General features: G+C 70.8%; 21 protein-coding genes, 3 tRNA genes and 1 pseudogene. 11 read left to right on the plus strand and 14 right to left on the minus strand.

Annotated features, from left to right (window positions below; all coding sequences use genetic code 11):
* Positions 1–2: 2 nt before the first annotated feature.
* The 3 genes from AB0F17_RS22730 to AB0F17_RS22740 all read left to right on the plus strand — a co-directional run bounded on the left by AB0F17_RS22730 (position 3) and on the right by AB0F17_RS22740 (position 2,448).
* Complete coding sequence (locus AB0F17_RS22730; protein WP_358025936.1) at positions 3–977, plus strand: hypothetical protein; 975 nt, start codon at positions 3–5, stop codon at positions 975–977.
* An 88-nt stretch (positions 978–1,065) separates the two neighbouring features.
* Positions 1,066–1,629, plus strand: coding sequence for a CGNR zinc finger domain-containing protein (locus AB0F17_RS22735; protein WP_358025938.1), 564 nt, complete (start codon positions 1,066–1,068; stop codon positions 1,627–1,629).
* A 204-nt stretch (positions 1,630–1,833) separates the two neighbouring features.
* On the plus strand, positions 1,834–2,448 hold the full coding sequence (locus AB0F17_RS22740; RefSeq protein WP_358025940.1) for an alpha-ketoglutarate-dependent dioxygenase AlkB: 615 nt from the start codon (positions 1,834–1,836) through the stop codon (positions 2,446–2,448).
* Positions 2,449–2,460: 12 nt separating this feature from the next.
* Here AB0F17_RS22740 and AB0F17_RS22745 read toward each other — a convergent pair whose 3' ends face one another.
* The 3 genes from AB0F17_RS22745 to AB0F17_RS22755 all read right to left on the minus strand — a co-directional run bounded on the left by AB0F17_RS22745 (position 2,461) and on the right by AB0F17_RS22755 (position 4,538).
* A complete protein-coding gene (locus AB0F17_RS22745; RefSeq protein ID WP_358025942.1) occupies positions 2,461–3,522 on the minus strand; it encodes an oxidoreductase in 1,062 nt (353 codons plus the stop codon).
* A gap of 101 nt (positions 3,523–3,623) precedes the next feature.
* Positions 3,624–3,950: a recombinase family protein gene (locus AB0F17_RS22750; protein ID WP_358025943.1), complete on the minus strand. Its 327-nt coding sequence runs from the start codon at positions 3,948–3,950 to the stop codon at positions 3,624–3,626.
* A gap of 87 nt (positions 3,951–4,037) precedes the next feature.
* A complete protein-coding gene (locus AB0F17_RS22755; RefSeq protein ID WP_358025944.1) occupies positions 4,038–4,538 on the minus strand; it encodes a GNAT family protein in 501 nt (166 codons plus the stop codon).
* 155 nt (positions 4,539–4,693) lie between these two features.
* Between AB0F17_RS22755 and AB0F17_RS22760 the strand changes: the two genes are divergently transcribed.
* Entirely contained in the window at positions 4,694–4,846 is a 153-nt protein-coding gene (locus AB0F17_RS22760) for a hypothetical protein (RefSeq protein WP_358025946.1), read from the plus strand.
* Here the strand turns inward: AB0F17_RS22760 and AB0F17_RS22765 are convergent.
* Complete coding sequence (locus tag AB0F17_RS22765) at positions 4,843–6,405, minus strand: phospholipase D-like domain-containing protein (RefSeq protein WP_358025948.1); 1,563 nt, start codon at positions 6,403–6,405, stop codon at positions 4,843–4,845. The genes AB0F17_RS22760 and AB0F17_RS22765 overlap by 4 nt on opposite strands.
* A 10-nt stretch (positions 6,406–6,415) precedes the next feature.
* On the minus strand, positions 6,416–7,759 hold the full coding sequence (locus tag AB0F17_RS22770) for an amidase (protein ID WP_358025950.1): 1,344 nt from the start codon (positions 7,757–7,759) through the stop codon (positions 6,416–6,418).
* Between the two features lie 153 nt (positions 7,760–7,912).
* Here AB0F17_RS22770 and AB0F17_RS22775 point away from each other — a divergent pair, with 153 nt between their 5' ends.
* Both AB0F17_RS22775 and AB0F17_RS22780 read left to right on the plus strand, forming a co-directional pair.
* Positions 7,913–8,254, plus strand: coding sequence for a PadR family transcriptional regulator (locus AB0F17_RS22775; RefSeq protein WP_358025952.1), 342 nt, complete (start codon positions 7,913–7,915; stop codon positions 8,252–8,254).
* On the plus strand, positions 8,251–8,736 hold the full coding sequence (locus tag AB0F17_RS22780; protein WP_358025954.1) for a hypothetical protein: 486 nt from the start codon (positions 8,251–8,253) through the stop codon (positions 8,734–8,736). The genes AB0F17_RS22775 and AB0F17_RS22780 overlap by 4 nt, the downstream gene beginning before the upstream one ends.
* A gap of 9 nt (positions 8,737–8,745) precedes the next feature.
* On the opposite strand, the gene AB0F17_RS22785 is transcribed toward AB0F17_RS22780, so the two are convergent.
* From AB0F17_RS22785 to AB0F17_RS22810, 6 genes and pseudogenes are all read right to left on the minus strand, one after another.
* A tRNA-His gene (locus AB0F17_RS22785) sits at positions 8,746–8,822 on the minus strand.
* Between the two features lie 2 nt (positions 8,823–8,824).
* Positions 8,825–8,897 (minus strand) — tRNA-Arg (locus AB0F17_RS22790).
* A 4-nt stretch (positions 8,898–8,901) separates the two neighbouring features.
* Positions 8,902–8,974, minus strand: a tRNA-Met gene (locus AB0F17_RS22795).
* A gap of 177 nt (positions 8,975–9,151) precedes the next feature.
* Positions 9,152–9,352, minus strand: a complete 201-nt coding sequence (locus AB0F17_RS22800) for an ADP-ribosylglycohydrolase family protein (RefSeq protein WP_358026208.1) — start codon at positions 9,350–9,352, stop codon at positions 9,152–9,154.
* A gap of 110 nt (positions 9,353–9,462) precedes the next feature.
* Positions 9,463–9,888 (minus strand): annotated as a pseudogene (locus tag AB0F17_RS22805) (ADP-ribosylglycohydrolase family protein); the annotation flags it as partial.
* A gap of 42 nt (positions 9,889–9,930) precedes the next feature.
* Positions 9,931–10,482: a helix-turn-helix domain-containing protein gene (locus tag AB0F17_RS22810; RefSeq protein WP_358025956.1), complete on the minus strand. Its 552-nt coding sequence runs from the start codon at positions 10,480–10,482 to the stop codon at positions 9,931–9,933.
* A 90-nt stretch (positions 10,483–10,572) separates the two neighbouring features.
* Between AB0F17_RS22810 and AB0F17_RS22815 the strand changes: the two genes are divergently transcribed.
* Positions 10,573–11,562, plus strand: a complete 990-nt coding sequence (locus AB0F17_RS22815; RefSeq protein ID WP_358025958.1) for an aldehyde reductase — start codon at positions 10,573–10,575, stop codon at positions 11,560–11,562.
* A gap of 105 nt (positions 11,563–11,667) precedes the next feature.
* Here the strand turns inward: AB0F17_RS22815 and AB0F17_RS22820 are convergent, their stop codons facing one another.
* Complete coding sequence (locus tag AB0F17_RS22820) at positions 11,668–12,561, minus strand: LysR family transcriptional regulator (protein ID WP_358025960.1); 894 nt, start codon at positions 12,559–12,561, stop codon at positions 11,668–11,670.
* 70 nt (positions 12,562–12,631) lie between these two features.
* Between AB0F17_RS22820 and AB0F17_RS22825 the strand changes: the two genes are divergently transcribed.
* The 4 genes from AB0F17_RS22825 (at position 12,632) to AB0F17_RS22840 (ending at position 15,154) form a co-directional block, all read left to right on the plus strand.
* Complete coding sequence (locus AB0F17_RS22825; protein WP_358025962.1) at positions 12,632–13,519, plus strand: PhzF family phenazine biosynthesis protein; 888 nt, start codon at positions 12,632–12,634, stop codon at positions 13,517–13,519.
* Positions 13,516–14,469, plus strand: coding sequence for an ornithine cyclodeaminase family protein (locus AB0F17_RS22830; RefSeq protein ID WP_358025964.1), 954 nt, complete (start codon positions 13,516–13,518; stop codon positions 14,467–14,469). Before AB0F17_RS22825 ends, AB0F17_RS22830 begins: the two co-directional genes overlap by 4 nt.
* A gap of 30 nt (positions 14,470–14,499) precedes the next feature.
* Positions 14,500–14,826, plus strand: a complete 327-nt coding sequence (locus tag AB0F17_RS22835; protein WP_358025965.1) for an amidohydrolase family protein — start codon at positions 14,500–14,502, stop codon at positions 14,824–14,826.
* Between the two features lie 139 nt (positions 14,827–14,965).
* A complete protein-coding gene (locus AB0F17_RS22840; protein WP_358025967.1) occupies positions 14,966–15,154 on the plus strand; it encodes a hypothetical protein in 189 nt (62 codons plus the stop codon).
* A gap of 69 nt (positions 15,155–15,223) precedes the next feature.
* Here AB0F17_RS22840 and AB0F17_RS22845 read toward each other — a convergent pair whose 3' ends face one another.
* Complete coding sequence (locus AB0F17_RS22845) at positions 15,224–15,436, minus strand: S26 family signal peptidase (protein WP_358025969.1); 213 nt, start codon at positions 15,434–15,436, stop codon at positions 15,224–15,226.
* Positions 15,437–15,683: 247 nt separating this feature from the next.
* Complete coding sequence (locus tag AB0F17_RS22850) at positions 15,684–15,905, minus strand: cold shock domain-containing protein (RefSeq protein WP_358025971.1); 222 nt, start codon at positions 15,903–15,905, stop codon at positions 15,684–15,686.
* Between the last annotated feature and the right edge of the window lie 71 nt (positions 15,906–15,976).

Genomic DNA, 15,976 nt, shown 5'->3' on the forward strand with positions numbered 1-15,976 from the left:
CCATGAAGCTAAGGATCACCGTGGCGATCGCGGCAGGGCTGGCCGCCCTGATGACCGCGCCGACGGCCGCCCAGGCCGCGCCGCATCACGAACACGACGGCATCCGCTACGCCTCGGTCAAGGGCTGCACGGTCAAGGGCGGCGAGCAGCGGCCGTGTGGCGAATGGCGGCTGATGATGCACAGCGGGGAGAAGGGCTCCCTGCCCGACGCCGAGGCCATCGCCCGCGAGGCGAACGGCAAGTCGTCGGTCACCCAGGTCGCGCCCATCGCCGTCAGCGGTGACGGCCAGCGCGTGGCCTACTTCACCAAGGCCGGGCGGCTGGCCGTACGGACCATGGGCGGCGGGGTGAAGGTCTTCGCCAAGGACGCGCTGCCGCGCGTGGCCCAGTACAACGTGACGTTCAACCTCTCCGACGACGGCGGCCGGCTCGCGGCCGTCTTCGGCACCGCCAAGGCGGTGAAGACGCGGATCTTCGACACCGCCACCGGTGCCCTGCTCGGCTCGACGCCCGGCGGCCAGTCGATGCTCGGCTTCAGCGCCGACGGCGGCGAACTGCTCACCGACGTCGCCGGCGACGAGGGCGTCACGGACCTGATCGCCTACAGCGAGTCCGGCGAGCAGTTGTTCCGCACCACACCGCCGCAGATCGTCTCCTCGAACTCCCCGCAGGCCCTCTCGGGCGACGGCCGGACCACCGCGAACGTCGTCATGGGCGCCAAGCCCCAGCTCATCCTGTACGACATGCAGACCGACGAGGTCACCGCCCGCCGGAAGATCAAGCTGCCGGTCGGCGACCTGCTCATGGTCGACTGGACCGGCGAGCAGCAGGTGACGCTGCACCTGGTGCGGTACCCCGAAGGCAAGGCGAACAAGATGACGATCGTCCAGATCGACACCGGCACCGGGGCCGTCAAGGTCCGGGATCAGTACTCGCTCCTGAAGGACAGCTACGTCTTCGCGGCCTGCGGCGGCTGAGCTCCGTCCGGTTAGAGATGGTTCGACACGGTACGGCGGGGCTGGGGGAGCCCCGCCGTACTCGTGTGTCCGGGCTTACGCTGCTGGGGTGGAGGTTCACTCGACCAAAGCGGTGGCGGCGCGGGCCGTGGACCTGTGCGTGGCGCTGCTCCACGAGGAACCGTCGCCGGAGTCGGTCGCGCGGGTGCTGCGCGGCCATGGCGAAACCGTCGGCCTGGACCTGGGCGAGGCCGACCTGGCGGCGATGCGGGCCGCGGCGGAGCGGCTCGTCACAGTCCTCGCCGCCGCCGACCCCGCCACGGCGGCCGCCCGGCTGAACGACCTGCTCGCCACGGTCGCGCGGGCACCCCGCCTCACCAGCCACGAGGGCACCGCCCCGTGGCACCTGCACGTGGACGGCGACGACGACGCGCCGTGGGGGGAGTGGTTCCTGGCCTCCTCCGCGCTGGCGCTGGCCGTCCTGCTGGCCGATCACCAACGAGTCCCGGGCGGGTTGTGCGCCTCGGCCGCCTGCCACCGGCCGTACCTGGACCTGGGGGGCGGCAGCCCGCGGCGCTACTGCAGCACCCGCTGCGCCACCCGTGAGCGCGTCGCCGCGCATCGCGGCCGGACGTCGACCGGTCCCGCCGCCACGAAGGCGCAGCGTGGGTAACGGGCGTGACGGGCGGGAATGTCGGATACTGGAGGCGTGGGGATCGGCGGCCTGCGTGGCCGCCCCGGTCTGTACGGGCTGCGTGCCGTACAGACCGGGCGGGTGGGACGACGAGCCGCGCGCCCGGCCGCACCGGCGGCCGGGCGCAGCCGGTCTGAGGCCGCACTCGAATGGATGTTTGAACGATCGCCTACACTTGATGTCATGACGGCTGTTTTCCAAGCTTCTCTGCTCGGTGCCGATGAGATCGCCGGCTCGGCGATCCGCAGGACGCGTCTCGACCGCGGGGCCTGGATCGACGTCGGGCCCGGCTGGCTGGCGGGGGCGGACGAGCTGTTCTCCCGGCTGTCCGAGGTGGTGCCGTGGCATGCGGAGCGGCGGCGGATGTACGACAAGGTCGTCGACGTGCCGCGGCTGCTCGCCTACTACGACGAGGACGAGCCGCTGCCCGACCCGGCGCTGGACGACGCCCTGCGCGCGCTCAACGACCGCTACGGGCCGGAGCTCGGGGAGCCGTTCCGTACGGCCGGCCTGTGCTTCTACCGCGACGGCCGGGACAGCGTGGCCTGGCACGGCGACACCATCGGCAGGGGCGGCACCGAGGACACCATGGTCGCGATCATCTCGGTCGGCTCCCCGCGCCCGCTGCTGCTCCGCCCCCGGGGCGGCGGCGCGTCGATCCGGCACGACCTGGGGCACGGCGACCTCATCGTGATGGGCGGCAGTTGCCAGCGCACGTGGGAGCACGCGATCCCCAAGACCTCCCGCCCCACCGGGCCGCGCATCAGCGTCCAGTTCAGACCGCGCGGCGTCCGCTGAGGGACCTACGGGTCAGTGCCGGCGCACCGACAGGCGGGCCACGCGTCCCTGCTCGCCGGAGGCCCAGCAGGCCAGGTCCGGTGTGCAGGACACGGTGTCGAACGACCCCGTGTCGAACGTCTGCCACGCCGTCCCGCCCGTATACGTGACATCACTCCCGGACGGCCCCACCGCGATCGCCGCCACCGGCAGGTGCGGCACCCAGGCCACCCCCGACCGGTACGCGGGCGGCGGCGTGGCGGACGCCCGCCAGGTCGCGCCGCCGTCCCCGCTCACCGCCGACGCGCTGGGCGACTGCTGGTCGGCCCGGTAGTCGCCGCCCACCGCGAGACCCTTGCGCGGATCGCGGAAGGCCAGCGCGAAGACGCCCCGCGCCGGGTCGCCCGCCGGGATCGGCGTGTCCGCGACGGTCCAGGTGCGGCCCCGGTCGGTGGAGTGGAACACCCGCGAGCGCTCCGCGCCGCCGGTGGCCAGCCAGGCGTCCCGGCCGCCCGCGGTGGCCAGGCACTGGCCGCTCGCCGCGAACCCGGCCTCGCCCGGCAGGGCCGCCGGCATGCCGTCCGCCGGGAGCACCCGCCAGCTCGCGCCGCCGTCCTCGGTGGCGAGAATGCGGAACCTGCCGTCCACCGGGTCGCTCATCGCCAGCCCGTGCCGCCGGTCGAAGAACGCCATGCAGTCGTAGAACGCCTTCTGCTCGTCGTTCCTGAAGGTCTCGGTCCACGTACGGCCGGCGTCCTCGGTCCGGTAGACCCGCGCGTCCGTGCCCTCGCCGATCGACAGCACCACGGCCCGGCGCGCGTCGAACGCCTCCACGTCCCGGAACTGCAGGGCCGCCGTGCCGGGCGGGGAGACGTTCTGCCAGCTCCGCCCGCCGTCCAGGGTCCGCAGCACGGTGCCCTCGCTGCCCGAGGCCCACACCACGTCGCGGCTGACGGGGGACAGCCCGCGCAGCCGCGCGGTCACGCCCGTCTCCTTGAGCTCCCAGGAGAGCGCGGGCGCGTCGGCGTGGGCGGGCAACGGGGTGGCGAGAACGCAGGCCGCCGACAGGGCGGACAGCGCGAATCGAAGCCTCATGCCGGGCAAACTAGCCCAATAGATCAAGCACCACAACGATGGCGAACCGGTTAGTCAGCCTCGCCGGAACCTGGTGCCATCTCCACCCGAATGTCCCTGGGCTATTGACGCAGGTCGTCGTCGACCTCGCTGTCCTCCAGCACCACCACACGACCCCCGGCTGCGGACGAAGCGACTTCGACCAGTTCGGTGCTCATCCGGCTCAGCCGGTCCTTGTGTTCCACGACCACCGTGGTCACCTTCGCATCCGCCAGCAGCCGGCGAGCCTTGAACCGGCCGCCGTTCATCTCAGAGCCGACGGCCTCAACCCGCACCACTGTTTGCCCGGCCTTGGCAGCCCACTCCGACAGCCGAGCCACCTGACGCTCCAGCTGCGCCTTCTGATCGTGGCAGGACACCCGGGCATACAGCCCGATCCCGCCGACCACGCCGGGCTGCTGGAGGCCGAACGGGATTACTTCGTGGCCAGCGTGTGTGGGGAGATCGCTTGACAGGCTTGATGAGCTTTGTGGGCTTTATGGACGGAGTGCGGAGTAGAGGAGCTGGTCGTGCCATTGCCCGCCGCGCCACTGGGCCCGCCGGATCACCCCTTCACGCTCGAACCCGGCATTGGCCAGCGCACCCTGTTCGGCGAGGTTGGTGACGTCGGTGATGGCCTCGATCCGTTCGGCGCGGGTGTGGGCGAACAGGTACTCCACGAGCTCCCGCTGCGCCCGGCTGCCGACGCCCTTGCCGCGGTGACGTGGGAAGACCACGATGGCGAGCGTCCAGCACCAGGAGGTGTGCGCCGGACCCCAGAGCCGCTGGGACCAGCGCATCCACCCGGCCACCTCGCCGCGGGCGTCGATGGTGAGGTAACCGCCTTCGGGTCCCAGCAGCCCGTTCGCCTCGAACTCGCGGCGCATCGCATGAAGGCCGCGATGGCCGAACCACTGCAGCTCACCGGTCCCCTTCGGGCCGGCCCCCTGCTCCTCGAACACATCCAGGTCCACCTCGCGGACCGGACGCAAGCTCACGTTCACTCGGGTTCCCTTTCCTCGGCGCGAGCCGTACAGGATAGGGGAGCGCCGGGCCGGGTGATCAAAGAGGGGTGACCTCTGGCGCAAGCGATCTTCAAGGCGATCGCAACCACGGTCGTCGCATAATCAACGACCACTCCGAGGAGGCCTCCATGAGACGGAAGTTGTCCTACCTGTTCGGCGCCCTCACGTCGATCGTCTTGGCGGCCTTCGCCCTGGGCGACCCGGCGTCAGCCATGATCGCCACCGAAGGACCCCGTCCGGAGGAGCCGGACGCTCCGGCCAGCGACGAGCGAGCCGCCTAGAAGGACCTGGATCTACGCAGTGACGCGGGGCGCCCGTCGGGATCGATCGCGAGGCGGTAGAGCGGCGCGGCGAGCAGCCCGCGCACCCGGGGCAGCTCAGGGCGAGGATGCGGGCGCAGCCGGCCCGGCGGTCGCGGCCCCTCGCAGCCGCCGGCGTGCCAGGCTTCGAGCCGCGCCGCGGACTCGGTGAAGGCGTCGAACGCCGCCACGGGATCGCACAGCTCATCGCGCTCCGCGCCGCCCTCGGCCAGGTCCAGATGCTCGCTCATCAGGGCCAGGCGCAGTTCGCGGGCGAACCGCCGGGCGCCGTACGGCTCGCGCCGATCTTCCTGCTCATCGAGTACGGCGCAGCTCAGCTCCGAGTCGTAGCTCCAGGAACGCAGGTTGACGTTGTCGGAGCCGACGCTCGCCCACACGTCGTCGACCACGCAGACCTTGGCGTGCACATAGACGGGCGTGCCCTGATGGTTCTCCAGGTCGTAGAGCGCGACCCGGTCGCCGCCCGCCCGCCGCAGCCGCTCCAGCGCGTGGACCCGGCCGAGCAGGCCGGCCGGCCCGGCCAGCCAGCCGTCCTGGTCGGGATGGCGGGGTACCACGATGATCATCCGCAGGCCGGGCTCGCGTTCCAGCGCCTCGGCGAACGGCTCGATCACATCCGTGGACCACAGATACTGATCCTCCAGATAGACCAGCGAACGTACCCTCCCGAGCACCTTCTGGTAAGCGTGCGCCACGCTCCGCTCGCCGTCCGGCGCGAACGGGTAGCCGTTGCGCCTGGCGGGATAGGTACGCAGGATCTGCACGGCGTGCGTGCCCGCCGGAGCCGGCCGCGGCCCCGGCTCGGGCAGCGGGGGAACGTCGTCCATCTTGGCGAAGTGGTCGCGCAGCCGCCTGAACGGATCCCTGGTCTCGGGCGCGGGGTCCGCCCACCGCTCGCGGAACACCTTCTCCACCTCCACCACCGCGGGGCCGCGGATGGCGACCTGGACGTCGTGCCACGGAGGCCGCCGGCCGTACTCGGGCGGCATCGGGCAGGGCTGCGGGTCGCCGAGGTGGTCGGCGGTGTCACGGCGGCTGTGGCACAGGTCGATGCCGCCGAGGAACGCCACGTCGGGCACCGGATCCTCGTCATGGCGGAGGATGACGAACTTCTGGTGGTGCGAGCCGCCCGGCTTGGTCCGCGTGTCGAGGACGGCCTGCCCGCCCGCGGCCTCGATGTGCTCGCCCAGGTGCCGGTTCTCGGCCGAGCTGAAGCGCAACCGGTCCAGGTGCGAACGCCAGATGAGCCCCCTGACCAGCGCACCTCTGTGCGAGGCCGCCGCCATCGCGTCGCCCAGGGAGGGTCCGTCGGCGGTCAGCCGCTCGTCGGGATCGCCGCGCCAGTCGGCGAACAGCAATAAGTCGTCCTTGTTCAGCGCCTCAAGGCAGGTCTTCAGCTCGGCGAAGTAGGTCGCGCCGTGGATGAGCGGGCGTACGTCGTTGCCCGTGGACCAGGCGTCGAGCTTGGTCACCGGATTGCCTCGTTCCTGGTCCGTGAGGAACCAGTCCTGGATCCGCATTCGCTCCCGGCTACCCGGACAGCGCGCCTCCATGCGTGGCCCGGGCTTCGAACAGGAGATGTTCCCGACCGGGACGGCAGACGAGCTGCAGCCCGACCGGCAGGCCACGCACCGTTCCGGCCGGGACGCTCAGCGCGGGAAGACCGAGCACGTTCCACAGACTGGTGAAGGCCAGCAGCGCGGCCCGCACGGCGACGGGCTCGCCGTTCAGTTCGGTCGTACGCTGACCGAGGAACGGGGCGGTGATCGGCACGGCCGGCAGCGCGACCACGTCATGCCGGTCGAACAGCGCACCGACGACCTCGGCGTGCCGGGGCCGGGCTCGTACGGCCCGCACGTACCTCCAGCCCGGCATCTCGGCGGCGACACGCAGGCGTTCGAGCACCTCGGGATCGAACAGCTCGGGCGCCTCAGCCAGCCGGGCGGCGTGCACCGCCGCCGCCTCGCTGCTCTGAAGGGCGGTGTACGTCTCGCGCAGTGCGTCCGCCTCGTCCGCCGATATCCCGAGCTCCTCCAGCGGGCCGGTACCCGCCTCCAGGGCCTGGCGGGTCGTCCGGGCCACCTGCGGGTCACAGGCGAACAGGCCGGTGGGATCGAGCCAGGCGACACCCCTCGACGGGCGGCCGTCCATCCGCGCGCCACCCGGAACCAGGGTCCGGTAGGCGATCAGGCAGTCCTGCGCGTGGCCCGCGAGCAGGCCGACGTGGTCGAGTGTCTGCGCCAGGGGAAAGACACCGTCCACCGGAATCGCCCCGTACGCGGGCTTGAAACCGGCGACCCCGCACAGAGCCGCCGGAATCCGGACCGAGCCACCGGTGTCGGTGCCGAGGGCGAGCGGGACCATGCCCGCCGCCACGGCGACCGCGCTGCCGCCGCTGGAGCCGCCCGACATGCGCGCGGGATCCCACGGATTGCGCGACGGTCCGGCCGCGGAGCGATCGCCCGTGGGACCGTACGCGAACTCGTGGGTGTTCGTCTTGCCGACGATGACGGCGCCGGCCTGACGCAGGCGCGCCACGCAGGCGGCGTCGGACACCGCGACGTGGCCGGCGAAGTGCCGCGAGCCCATGGTCGCGGGCAGCCCGGCGACCATGATGAGATCCTTCACCCCGACCGGCACGCCGTGCAGCGGGCCACGGTCGACGCCGCCGCCCAGCTCCTCGTCCGCCCGCCGCGCCGCGGCCCGCGCCCCGGCGGCGTCCACGGTGACGAACGCGTTGAGCAGCGGGTCGAACTCGGCGATGGCGTCGAGCGCGAGCCGCACGAGCGCCGTCGAGGTGGTCCGGCCCTCGCGCAGGTCCCGCGCGAGATCGGCGATGGTACGGCCGGCGAAGGGGCCGGGGGAGGTCGGCATGGAGCGGCCCTTCCTGAAGAGGTCGGTCGGCGTCCAGCCTGAGGACCGACGGCCCGCTCAGGGCGGAAACTCGAAGATCGTGACAAACCGGTAGCCCTCGTCGCGGAGGGCCGCGTCACACGGATCCTTGCTTCGCAAGGTAGCATGCACAGCATGGAAATCCCGACTGGTCTCGCCACGGCGCTCCGTCGCGGAACCCTGGAGTTCTGCGTCCTGGCCCTGCTCGAAAACGAAGAACGCTACGGCGTGGAGCTGGTCACCCAGCTCGGCGCGGAGACGGCCCTGACGACCAGCGAAGGAACGCTCTACCCCCTGCTGTCGCGGCTGCGCAGAACCGGCCTGGTGGCCACCACATGGCAGGAGTCACCCGCCGGGCCACCCCGGCGCTACTACGGACTCACCACCCACGGCAAGGCGGCACTGGCCCACTTCCGGTCAGAATGGGTCGTCTTCCGCGACGCCGTGGACCACATCGTCGGAACGGAGCACCAATGACCCACTCAACTGACCCGTTAGACCGGCTCGTCGAGGACTATTTGGCCGAGGTCGCGCACGCGACCGCCGGCCTGCCCGCCGCGAGACGCGAGGACCTCATGGCCGACCTGCGCGAACACATCACGGTGGCCCGCGCCGACCTGGACCCGCCGACCCAAGCCGGGATCCGCACGATCCTGGACCGGCTCGGCGAACCCGCGGCCATCGCCGAGGAGGCCCGCCTGGGCGAACCGGTCTCCGCCGCTTCGCCGGGCGCCTCGCCATACGGCGCGCCATATGGCACGACATATGCCGCGCCCACTGTCCGCCAGTCCGTGATCCGGCCCCGGAGATCGTCGAGCACGCTCGCACTGGTGCTGGGGGCCGTCCTCGTCGTCATCGTGATCGTGGTCGGAGCCTGTTCGGTGACCTTCTTCGCGTCCTCCTCGGGGGAAGGTCCCTCACCAATAGTCGACCCGGGGACCTCACAGTCCTCTCGGTAACGCCTGACGTGGGGTGGCCGACAGGACTCGAACCTGCTTTCACCAAGATCACAACTTGGTCCCTCGCCCGCTTCGGGATCGGCCACAGTGCCTTCGGCCGGATTCGAACCGGCGTCCTCCTGCTCCGCAAGCAGGTGCGCTCTCCACTGCGCCACGAAGGCCCGGTAGCGGGTGTGGGGATCGAACCCACCTGAAGCGGCCTATGAAACCGCCGGGCACACCAGCACCCTCACCCGCCATCGGGGAAAACAAAAAGCCGCCCAGACCGTGTGGTCCTGGGCGGCTCGCAGACTACGACGTCAGTGACCCCAGGGCATACGGCCATGGCGGAGGACCATGTGTCGCATCTTGTCGCTCGTGAGGTTCTTCATGTCCTGAAGAATGCCGGACAGATCATCGTCAGGCAACACATTATTCACCGAGCCGGTGCGCCGGCCCAGGTCGGCAGCGGCTCGCAGAAATCCAGCCAGCCGCGCGGCAGCGGCGTACGGGCGGCGACGATCCCGCCCACGATGGCGCAGGTGGTGTCGATGTCGCCGCCGGCCGTGGCGGTGGTCCAGAAGGCCTGCTCGTAGTCGTCGAGGTGGCGGGCGGCGGCCCACAGCGAGAACGGCACCGTGTCCTGGGCCGAGACGTTGCGGCCATTGCCCAGGACCTGGGCGGCGAGCAGATGGCGCCCGCGACGGCTTCGGCATGGGTGTGCGTGACCTCGGCGGAGGCTCGTGCCTGCCGTACGACCTGCGGCAGGTCATCGCCGAACCACGCGCCCAGCGGGGCCACGCGCATGGACGCCCCATTGCCCCACGAGCCCTTGCCGTCGAACAACTCCGTGGCCAGCGTGCGCCAGTCGCCGCCCTCGCGTACCAGGCGCAGCATCCGGTTGGTGGCCGGGCCGTAGCCGCGGTCGAAGTCGTGGCGTACGGCGAACCCGGCGGCGAGGTCGTCCTGGTCGATGGCGCCCCGGTCGGCCAGGGCCAGGTAGATGGAGCAGGCCATCTCGGTGTCGTCGGTCCACTGCCAGGGCGCGGGTGGCAAGGTCCGGTCGGTGAGGGCCTGGCGGTTGGCGGGGACGAAGAACTGGGAGCCGAGCGCGTCGCCCAGGGCCAGGCCGTACAGCGAGGCGGTCGCGCGAGTCCGGGAGTCAGACAGCATTACCGCCCATTGTGGCACCGATCGCCGCCTAGGGAGGTGGTCTCAGACCCGTAGCAGGTGCAGGCAGAGCCGCTTGAGGGTGGCGCGCAGCTCGTCGTCGGACAGGTGGGTGAGGTGCCGGATCGCCGGGCCCAGGTCGTTGGTCATGAAGTACGCCGCCTGCTCGTCCACTGTCGGCTGGTCGCCGAACAGCAGGTGGAGGCCGCGTTGAGCCTGCTGGTCGAGCGTGCGCTTGATCCGGTCGTGCCGGCGCGTGCCCGGATCGGTCTGGCTCAGCGGCGCGATCGAGCGGTTGGCGATGACCTGGTCCACGAACCCGGCGACGAGGTAGTCCATCCGTGCCCGCTTGCCGCGGATCGTTTCGGCCGTGTCCAGCATCGCGTCGAAGGCGGCGATGCTGACGTCGAGGAGCGCTTCCAGGATCTCGATCTTGGTGCGGAAGTAGTAGTAGACGTTGGCCTTCGTCACGCCCATCGTGTCCGCGATCATCTGCAACGACGTCGCGTCGAACCCGTGCTCGACGAACAGCCGCCGAGCGGTGTCGAGGACCGCCTGCCTGGTCTTCTCGGCCTGCTCGGCTCGGGTCGGCGACATGCGGCGATGTTAGCCCACCCGTTGACGGCCGCGCCGCTCTGTGTTGTCATTTCATTAGCCGATCGGCTAATGAAATGGAGGAGGGGAGCTATGAGTGAGACCGTTCTGGTGACAGGTGGAACCGGGTTCGTCGCCGGCTGGTGCGTCGCCGAGCTTCTGCGGCGCGGCTATACCGTGCGCACCACCGTACGCAGCCTGGCGAAAAGGCCCGTTGACCCTGGCGGCCGGTCGTCGGTGTTCGTCGCCGACCTGACGTCCGATGCCGGCTGGGACGAGGCGGTGGCGGGCTGCGACTACGTGCTGCACGTGGCCTCGCCACTGGGCGGGGGCACCTCCAAGGACCCGGACGAGTTGATCGTGCCCGCTCGTGACGGCGCGCTCCGGGTCCTGAAGGCCGCCACCAAGGCCGAGGTCAAGCGCGTGGTGATGACGTCCTCGTGCGCCGCCGCCACCCCGCCGGTCACCAGCGGGGGCGGCGTCATCGACGAGACCGTCTGGACCGACCTCGAAGGCGAGCGGCTCAACGCGTACCGGAAGTCCAAGGTGATTTCCGAGCGCGCGGCCTGGCGGTTCATGGAGAACCACGAGGGATTCACGACGTTGACCACGGTTCTGCCGGGGGCGGTCTTCGGGCCGGTGCTGTCGGCGGACAACCTGGGTTCCGTGCAGGTGATCGGACGGCTCGTGCGGGGGCGACTGCTCGGCGTTCCGCGGCTGGGGTTCGGCATCGTGGATGTCCGTGACCTGGCCGATCTGCACCTGCGCGCGATGGTCTCGGCGGAGGCGGCCGGACAGCGGTTCATCGCGGTCAGCGAGTTCATGTGGCTGGCCGACGTCGCGAAGGAGCTTCGCGCGAAGCTCGGTACGCCGGCCGGCCGGGTTCCCACGCGAGTGCTGCCGGACGTTCTCTTCCGGTTGATCTCGCTGTTCGATCCCGGGGTTCGGGCGGTGCTGCCGAACCTGGGCCGGAAACACGTACACACCTCGGAGAAGGCCCAGCGCCTGCTGGGCTGGCGCCCACGCCCTGCCGCCACGACCGTTGTCGACTGCGCGGAGAGCTTGCTGACGTCGATGACTTAGGAGGCCCGATGCGGCGGGTTCGGCTGCAGGTACACCGCCGACGCGATCGACACCCGCTCCCTGATCCGCCGTTCCGTCTCCGCCAGCGCCTGCGCGGCCCCTCCACTACCCCGTCAGAGGGAATCTCTCAGGCGCGTCCTGGGCGGCCGCCCGCCGCAGGAGGCGCTCCAGGCTGTTGAGGGCCTGGTCGGTGTCGGTGCCGGCGCGCCGGGAGATCGCGATGTCGACCATGGGCACCAGCGGCAACCCGTGCTGCTCCGCCGGGCGCACGGCGCCCGCCGGCACGTTGCCCACCAGCAGCGCGCCGACGCCGATCCCGGCTGCGATGGCCGCCTGTACGGCATGCACGCTGGTGCTCTGGAAGGCGATCCGCCATTGACGCCCATGGCGGCTGAGCGCGTCCAGGACGGGCTGACGCCATTGGCAGGGCTGCGAGAACAGCACCAGCGGCAGCGGATCGGCGAGCGGGTCGAAGGCCGGCGCGCACGCCCAGGTCAGCGGGACCTGACGCTGCCAGCGTACGGACGCCTCGGGCATGACCGACGGATCCCCGAACACCAGGTCAAGACGCCCCCGGTCGGCGAGCCTGCGCAGGGGCGCCGCCGAGCCGACGATCACTTCGAGATCGACTCGCGGATGGAGTACGGCGAAGTCGGCGAGGGCCGCGGGAAAGGTGGTGATCGCCAGATCCTCGAGCAGCCCGATCGTGCGCCGGCCCGACGGAGCGGCGTCACGCCCGGCGATCGAGGTGCGGGCCTCGTCGTGCAGGGCCAGCATGCGTTCGGCGTAGGCGAGGAGCGTCTCACCCGCGGGCGTGAGCCTGGCACCCTGCGGGTCCCTGATGAGGATGCGTTCTCCGGCGGCCTGCTCCAGGCGCTGGATCCGCTGGCTCACGGCGGGCTGACTCACCTGCAGCGCCGCCGCGGCCCGCGTGATGCTCCCGGCGCGCACGGTCGCCGCGAACGAGCGCAGATCGGCGATGTGGAAATCCTTCTCCATAAGCATTCATTATGCCGCCTACGCTGATATCGGCATTCTCAATGAAGGATGCCGCTCCTAGGCTGGTCACATGGCTATTGGCTACCACCACGTGGACGTCTTCTCCGACCGTCCTTTCACCGGCAACAGCCTCGCCGTTTTCGTCGATCCTCCGCCGCTGGACGAGAAACAGATGGCGCGACTGACCCAGGAGCTCCGGCACTTCGAGACGATCTTCGTCCGGACCACCGAGGAGCCGGACGTCGTCCACGCGCGGGTCTTCGACCTGGTGGGGGAGCTCGACTTCGCCGGGCATCCGGTGCTGGGCGCGGCGGCCGTACTCCACGTACGCGGCGGGGCCGCGTACGGCGAAGTTCGGCACTGGAGTTTCGTCCTGGGCGCCAGGAGCGTTGACGTCACCACGCGCGGCGACACCGACGGCCAGGTCTCGGCGTCGCTGGACCCGGGACGCCCCGAACTCGTGCGGACAACCGTCCCTCTGGAGCCGGTCGCCGCGGCGTTGGGCCTCACCCCCGCCGACCTCGACGACGCGTTGCCGCCGGAGATCATCTCCACGGGCCTGCGTTATCTCGTCGTACCGGTGCGCGACGGTGACGTGCTCGCCCGGGCCCGCATCACGCACCCGGACTTCGAGGGCTTCCTCGGCGGGCTCGGCGCCCAGTACGTCTACGTCCTCGACGCGGGCGCGCTCGAAGGCAGGCACTGGAACAACGACGGCGTGCTCGAAGACGTCGCGACCGGCAGCGCCGCCGGCTGCGTGGCCGCCTACCTGATGCGCCACGGCCGGGCCCGCGACGGCCAGGAACTGTCGCTGGCGCAGGGCCGCTTCACCGGACGGCCCAGCAGGATCGCGATCACCGCCTACGGTACGCCCGACGCCGTGGAACGGGTCACCGTCGGAGGCGGAGTGTCGATGGTCGCCACCGGCACCCTTCGCGCGCTCCCCGAGGCGTCATGAAGGTCTACGGCCCGGAAGCCATCCGGCGGGCCATCGGCTTCACCGACCTCATCGAGCCGGTGGCGCAGGTCTTCGCCGAGTTCAGCAAGGGAATCGGCGAGGCGCCGGGCATGGTGTTCACCCCGGCGGGGGACCAGGGCGACGTCCATGTCAAATCGGCCTGGCTGCCGGGGCGGTCCGTCTTCACCGTCAAAGTGGCCGCCTGGTTCGCCGCTCGGGCGGCCGACGGGCGGCCGCCCGGCAGCGGGTTCGTCGCCGTCCATGATGCGACGACCGGCGACCTGCGCGCTCTGCTGCTGGACGAGAGCCACCTGACCGACATCCGTACGGCGGCGGCGGGCGCGGTGGCGACCCGGCTGCTGGCCCGCGAGAACGCCACCGCCATCGCCGTACTCGGCACCGGGGTCCAGGCCTACCTGCAGGTCCTGGCCGCCCGCGCGGTACGCCCGATCGACACCGTGATCGTCTGGGGCCGGCGCGCGGAGGCGGCGCGGACCCTGTGCGCGGCACTGGAGGCCGCGGCCCCCACGTTGTCGGTATCGATGACCCAGCGTGCCGAGCAAGCCGTCGAGCGAGCCGACGTGATCGTGACCGCCACCGCCAGCAGAACCCCCATCCTGTACGGCCACTGGCTACGACCCGGCCAGCACGTCACCGGCGTCGGCGCCGACGACGTCACCAAGGCCGAACTCGACCCGACCTGCTTCCACCGCGCCGACGTCCTCGCCGTCGACAGCCGCCTGAACCCTTCAGTGGCGGCCGAGGTCGAAATCGGCGAACTGCTGCTCGGCCACCGCCCCGGCCGGCGTGACCCGTCGCAGATCACCGTCGCCAGACTCGTCGGCCTGGGCGTCCAGGACCTCGCCGCCGCCGAGACCGCCCTACGCCTGCTCGAAGGCGACAGGCCCGCGGGCACCCGGCCCCCGGCCTCCGCCCTGGACCTGACGTAGCCGGCCCAGCACCTTTTGGAGCAGCGCCTCATGAACATCGCCATCACCGGCGGATACGTCGTCCCCATCCACTTCCTGGCCCTCCAGGCGACGCTGGCGGTCAAGGAAGGCCTCGACCGCGACACCGCGTTACGTTCCATCACCACCAACCCGGCCGCGATCCTCGCTCTGGACGACCGCGTGGGCGCACTGAAGCCTGGCCTCGACGGCGACGTGGTGCTGTGGTCGGGCGACCCCCTCGACGTGCTGAGCCGCGCCCTGAGGGTGCTGATCGGCGGCCGCGATGTCTACCGCTACGGCCCCGGAGAACATGCACGAAACCTCGACAGCACTGCGGTGGCCAGGATCGTCAACTGAATCGCTCCTCGAGCTCAGAGCACTCCGGCTCGGTACGGTGACCACATGAGCGGAAGATTCTCCGGCGCGGACTATTGAGGCCACGCCAGAACGACTGGCGGGCCCAGACAGGACCCGCGTGTCCCGGACGGACAACACCATGCCGATTCGCATCCAAGAAGAGGACGGCAAGACATACTTCACCCGAGGCGGCGCCTACGCAGGCATCGGCGAGGACTGCAACCTCTATGAACGGCGAGCCCGGCAGCGGGTACGGCTCGCGCTGCTGAAGGGCGTCGAGTCCGAGCCGACACGCCATCGCGGCCAGGCCAAGTGGATGTACTACTGAAGCCAAGCCCGCTCGGTCCTTCCGGGAGTGAGCGGGCTTCTTCACGTTGTACAGCGAGCCTGGTGGAGCCTATGGCAGCTCCCAATCCTCCACCACGGCGAGGACGTCCTTGCGCCCGATGGTGCCGCCGCCGGCCTTGTCCCTCTGGGCCCGGGAATCGAGAGAAACACGGCGGTTGTCGCTCATGATCCAGATGCGGCCCTGCGGCACCTTGACGTCGAACCACAGGTCCGAGGCCGGACCGCGCGTCACGAACGGCTCGTCCAGCGGCGCGCCGTTCACCTGGAGCCGTGCCTTCGGGTCGTCGCGCTCTGGCCCTGCGCTGCCTGGGCCTGTCGCGGAACCGCTTCGTCCGCGACGTGTGCGCCGTGTTCTGGGCGGCGGTCTCGGTGTCCGTACGATAAGCGCGGCCTCGCCAGCTGATCAGGGCTTGATCGGGTAGGCGGTCTGGAAGGTGAGTCTGCTGTCGGCGTCGTTCGCGACCCGGGTGATGAACTCGTCCAGGTCCATGACCACCTGCCACGATGGCTCACAGCTTGCGGACGTTGAGGGCGCGGAACTGGAAGCTGTCCTGCTGCCCTTCCTCGATGTCGAATTCCACGACATCGCCAGGGTGGAGCTCACGGAAGCCGTCGCCGACGACTTCGCTGAAGTGCGCGAAAGCGTCACCACGCCCCTCGGGGAGATCAGGGGAGGAGATCGCCCCCCAGCCCTTCTCAGCCTTCCAGAACTTCACCGTCCCGCGTGCCATGCCCCCAGTGTGCCACCGACCGCGCCGGACAAGTGGTGGGCGCCTGTACGCGCCCAGCCTTCGGGCACGTT

It is taken from the genome of Nonomuraea sp. NPDC026600, assembly GCF_040638335.1.
In the GTDB taxonomy this organism is placed as follows: domain Bacteria; phylum Actinomycetota; class Actinomycetes; order Streptosporangiales; family Streptosporangiaceae; genus Nonomuraea.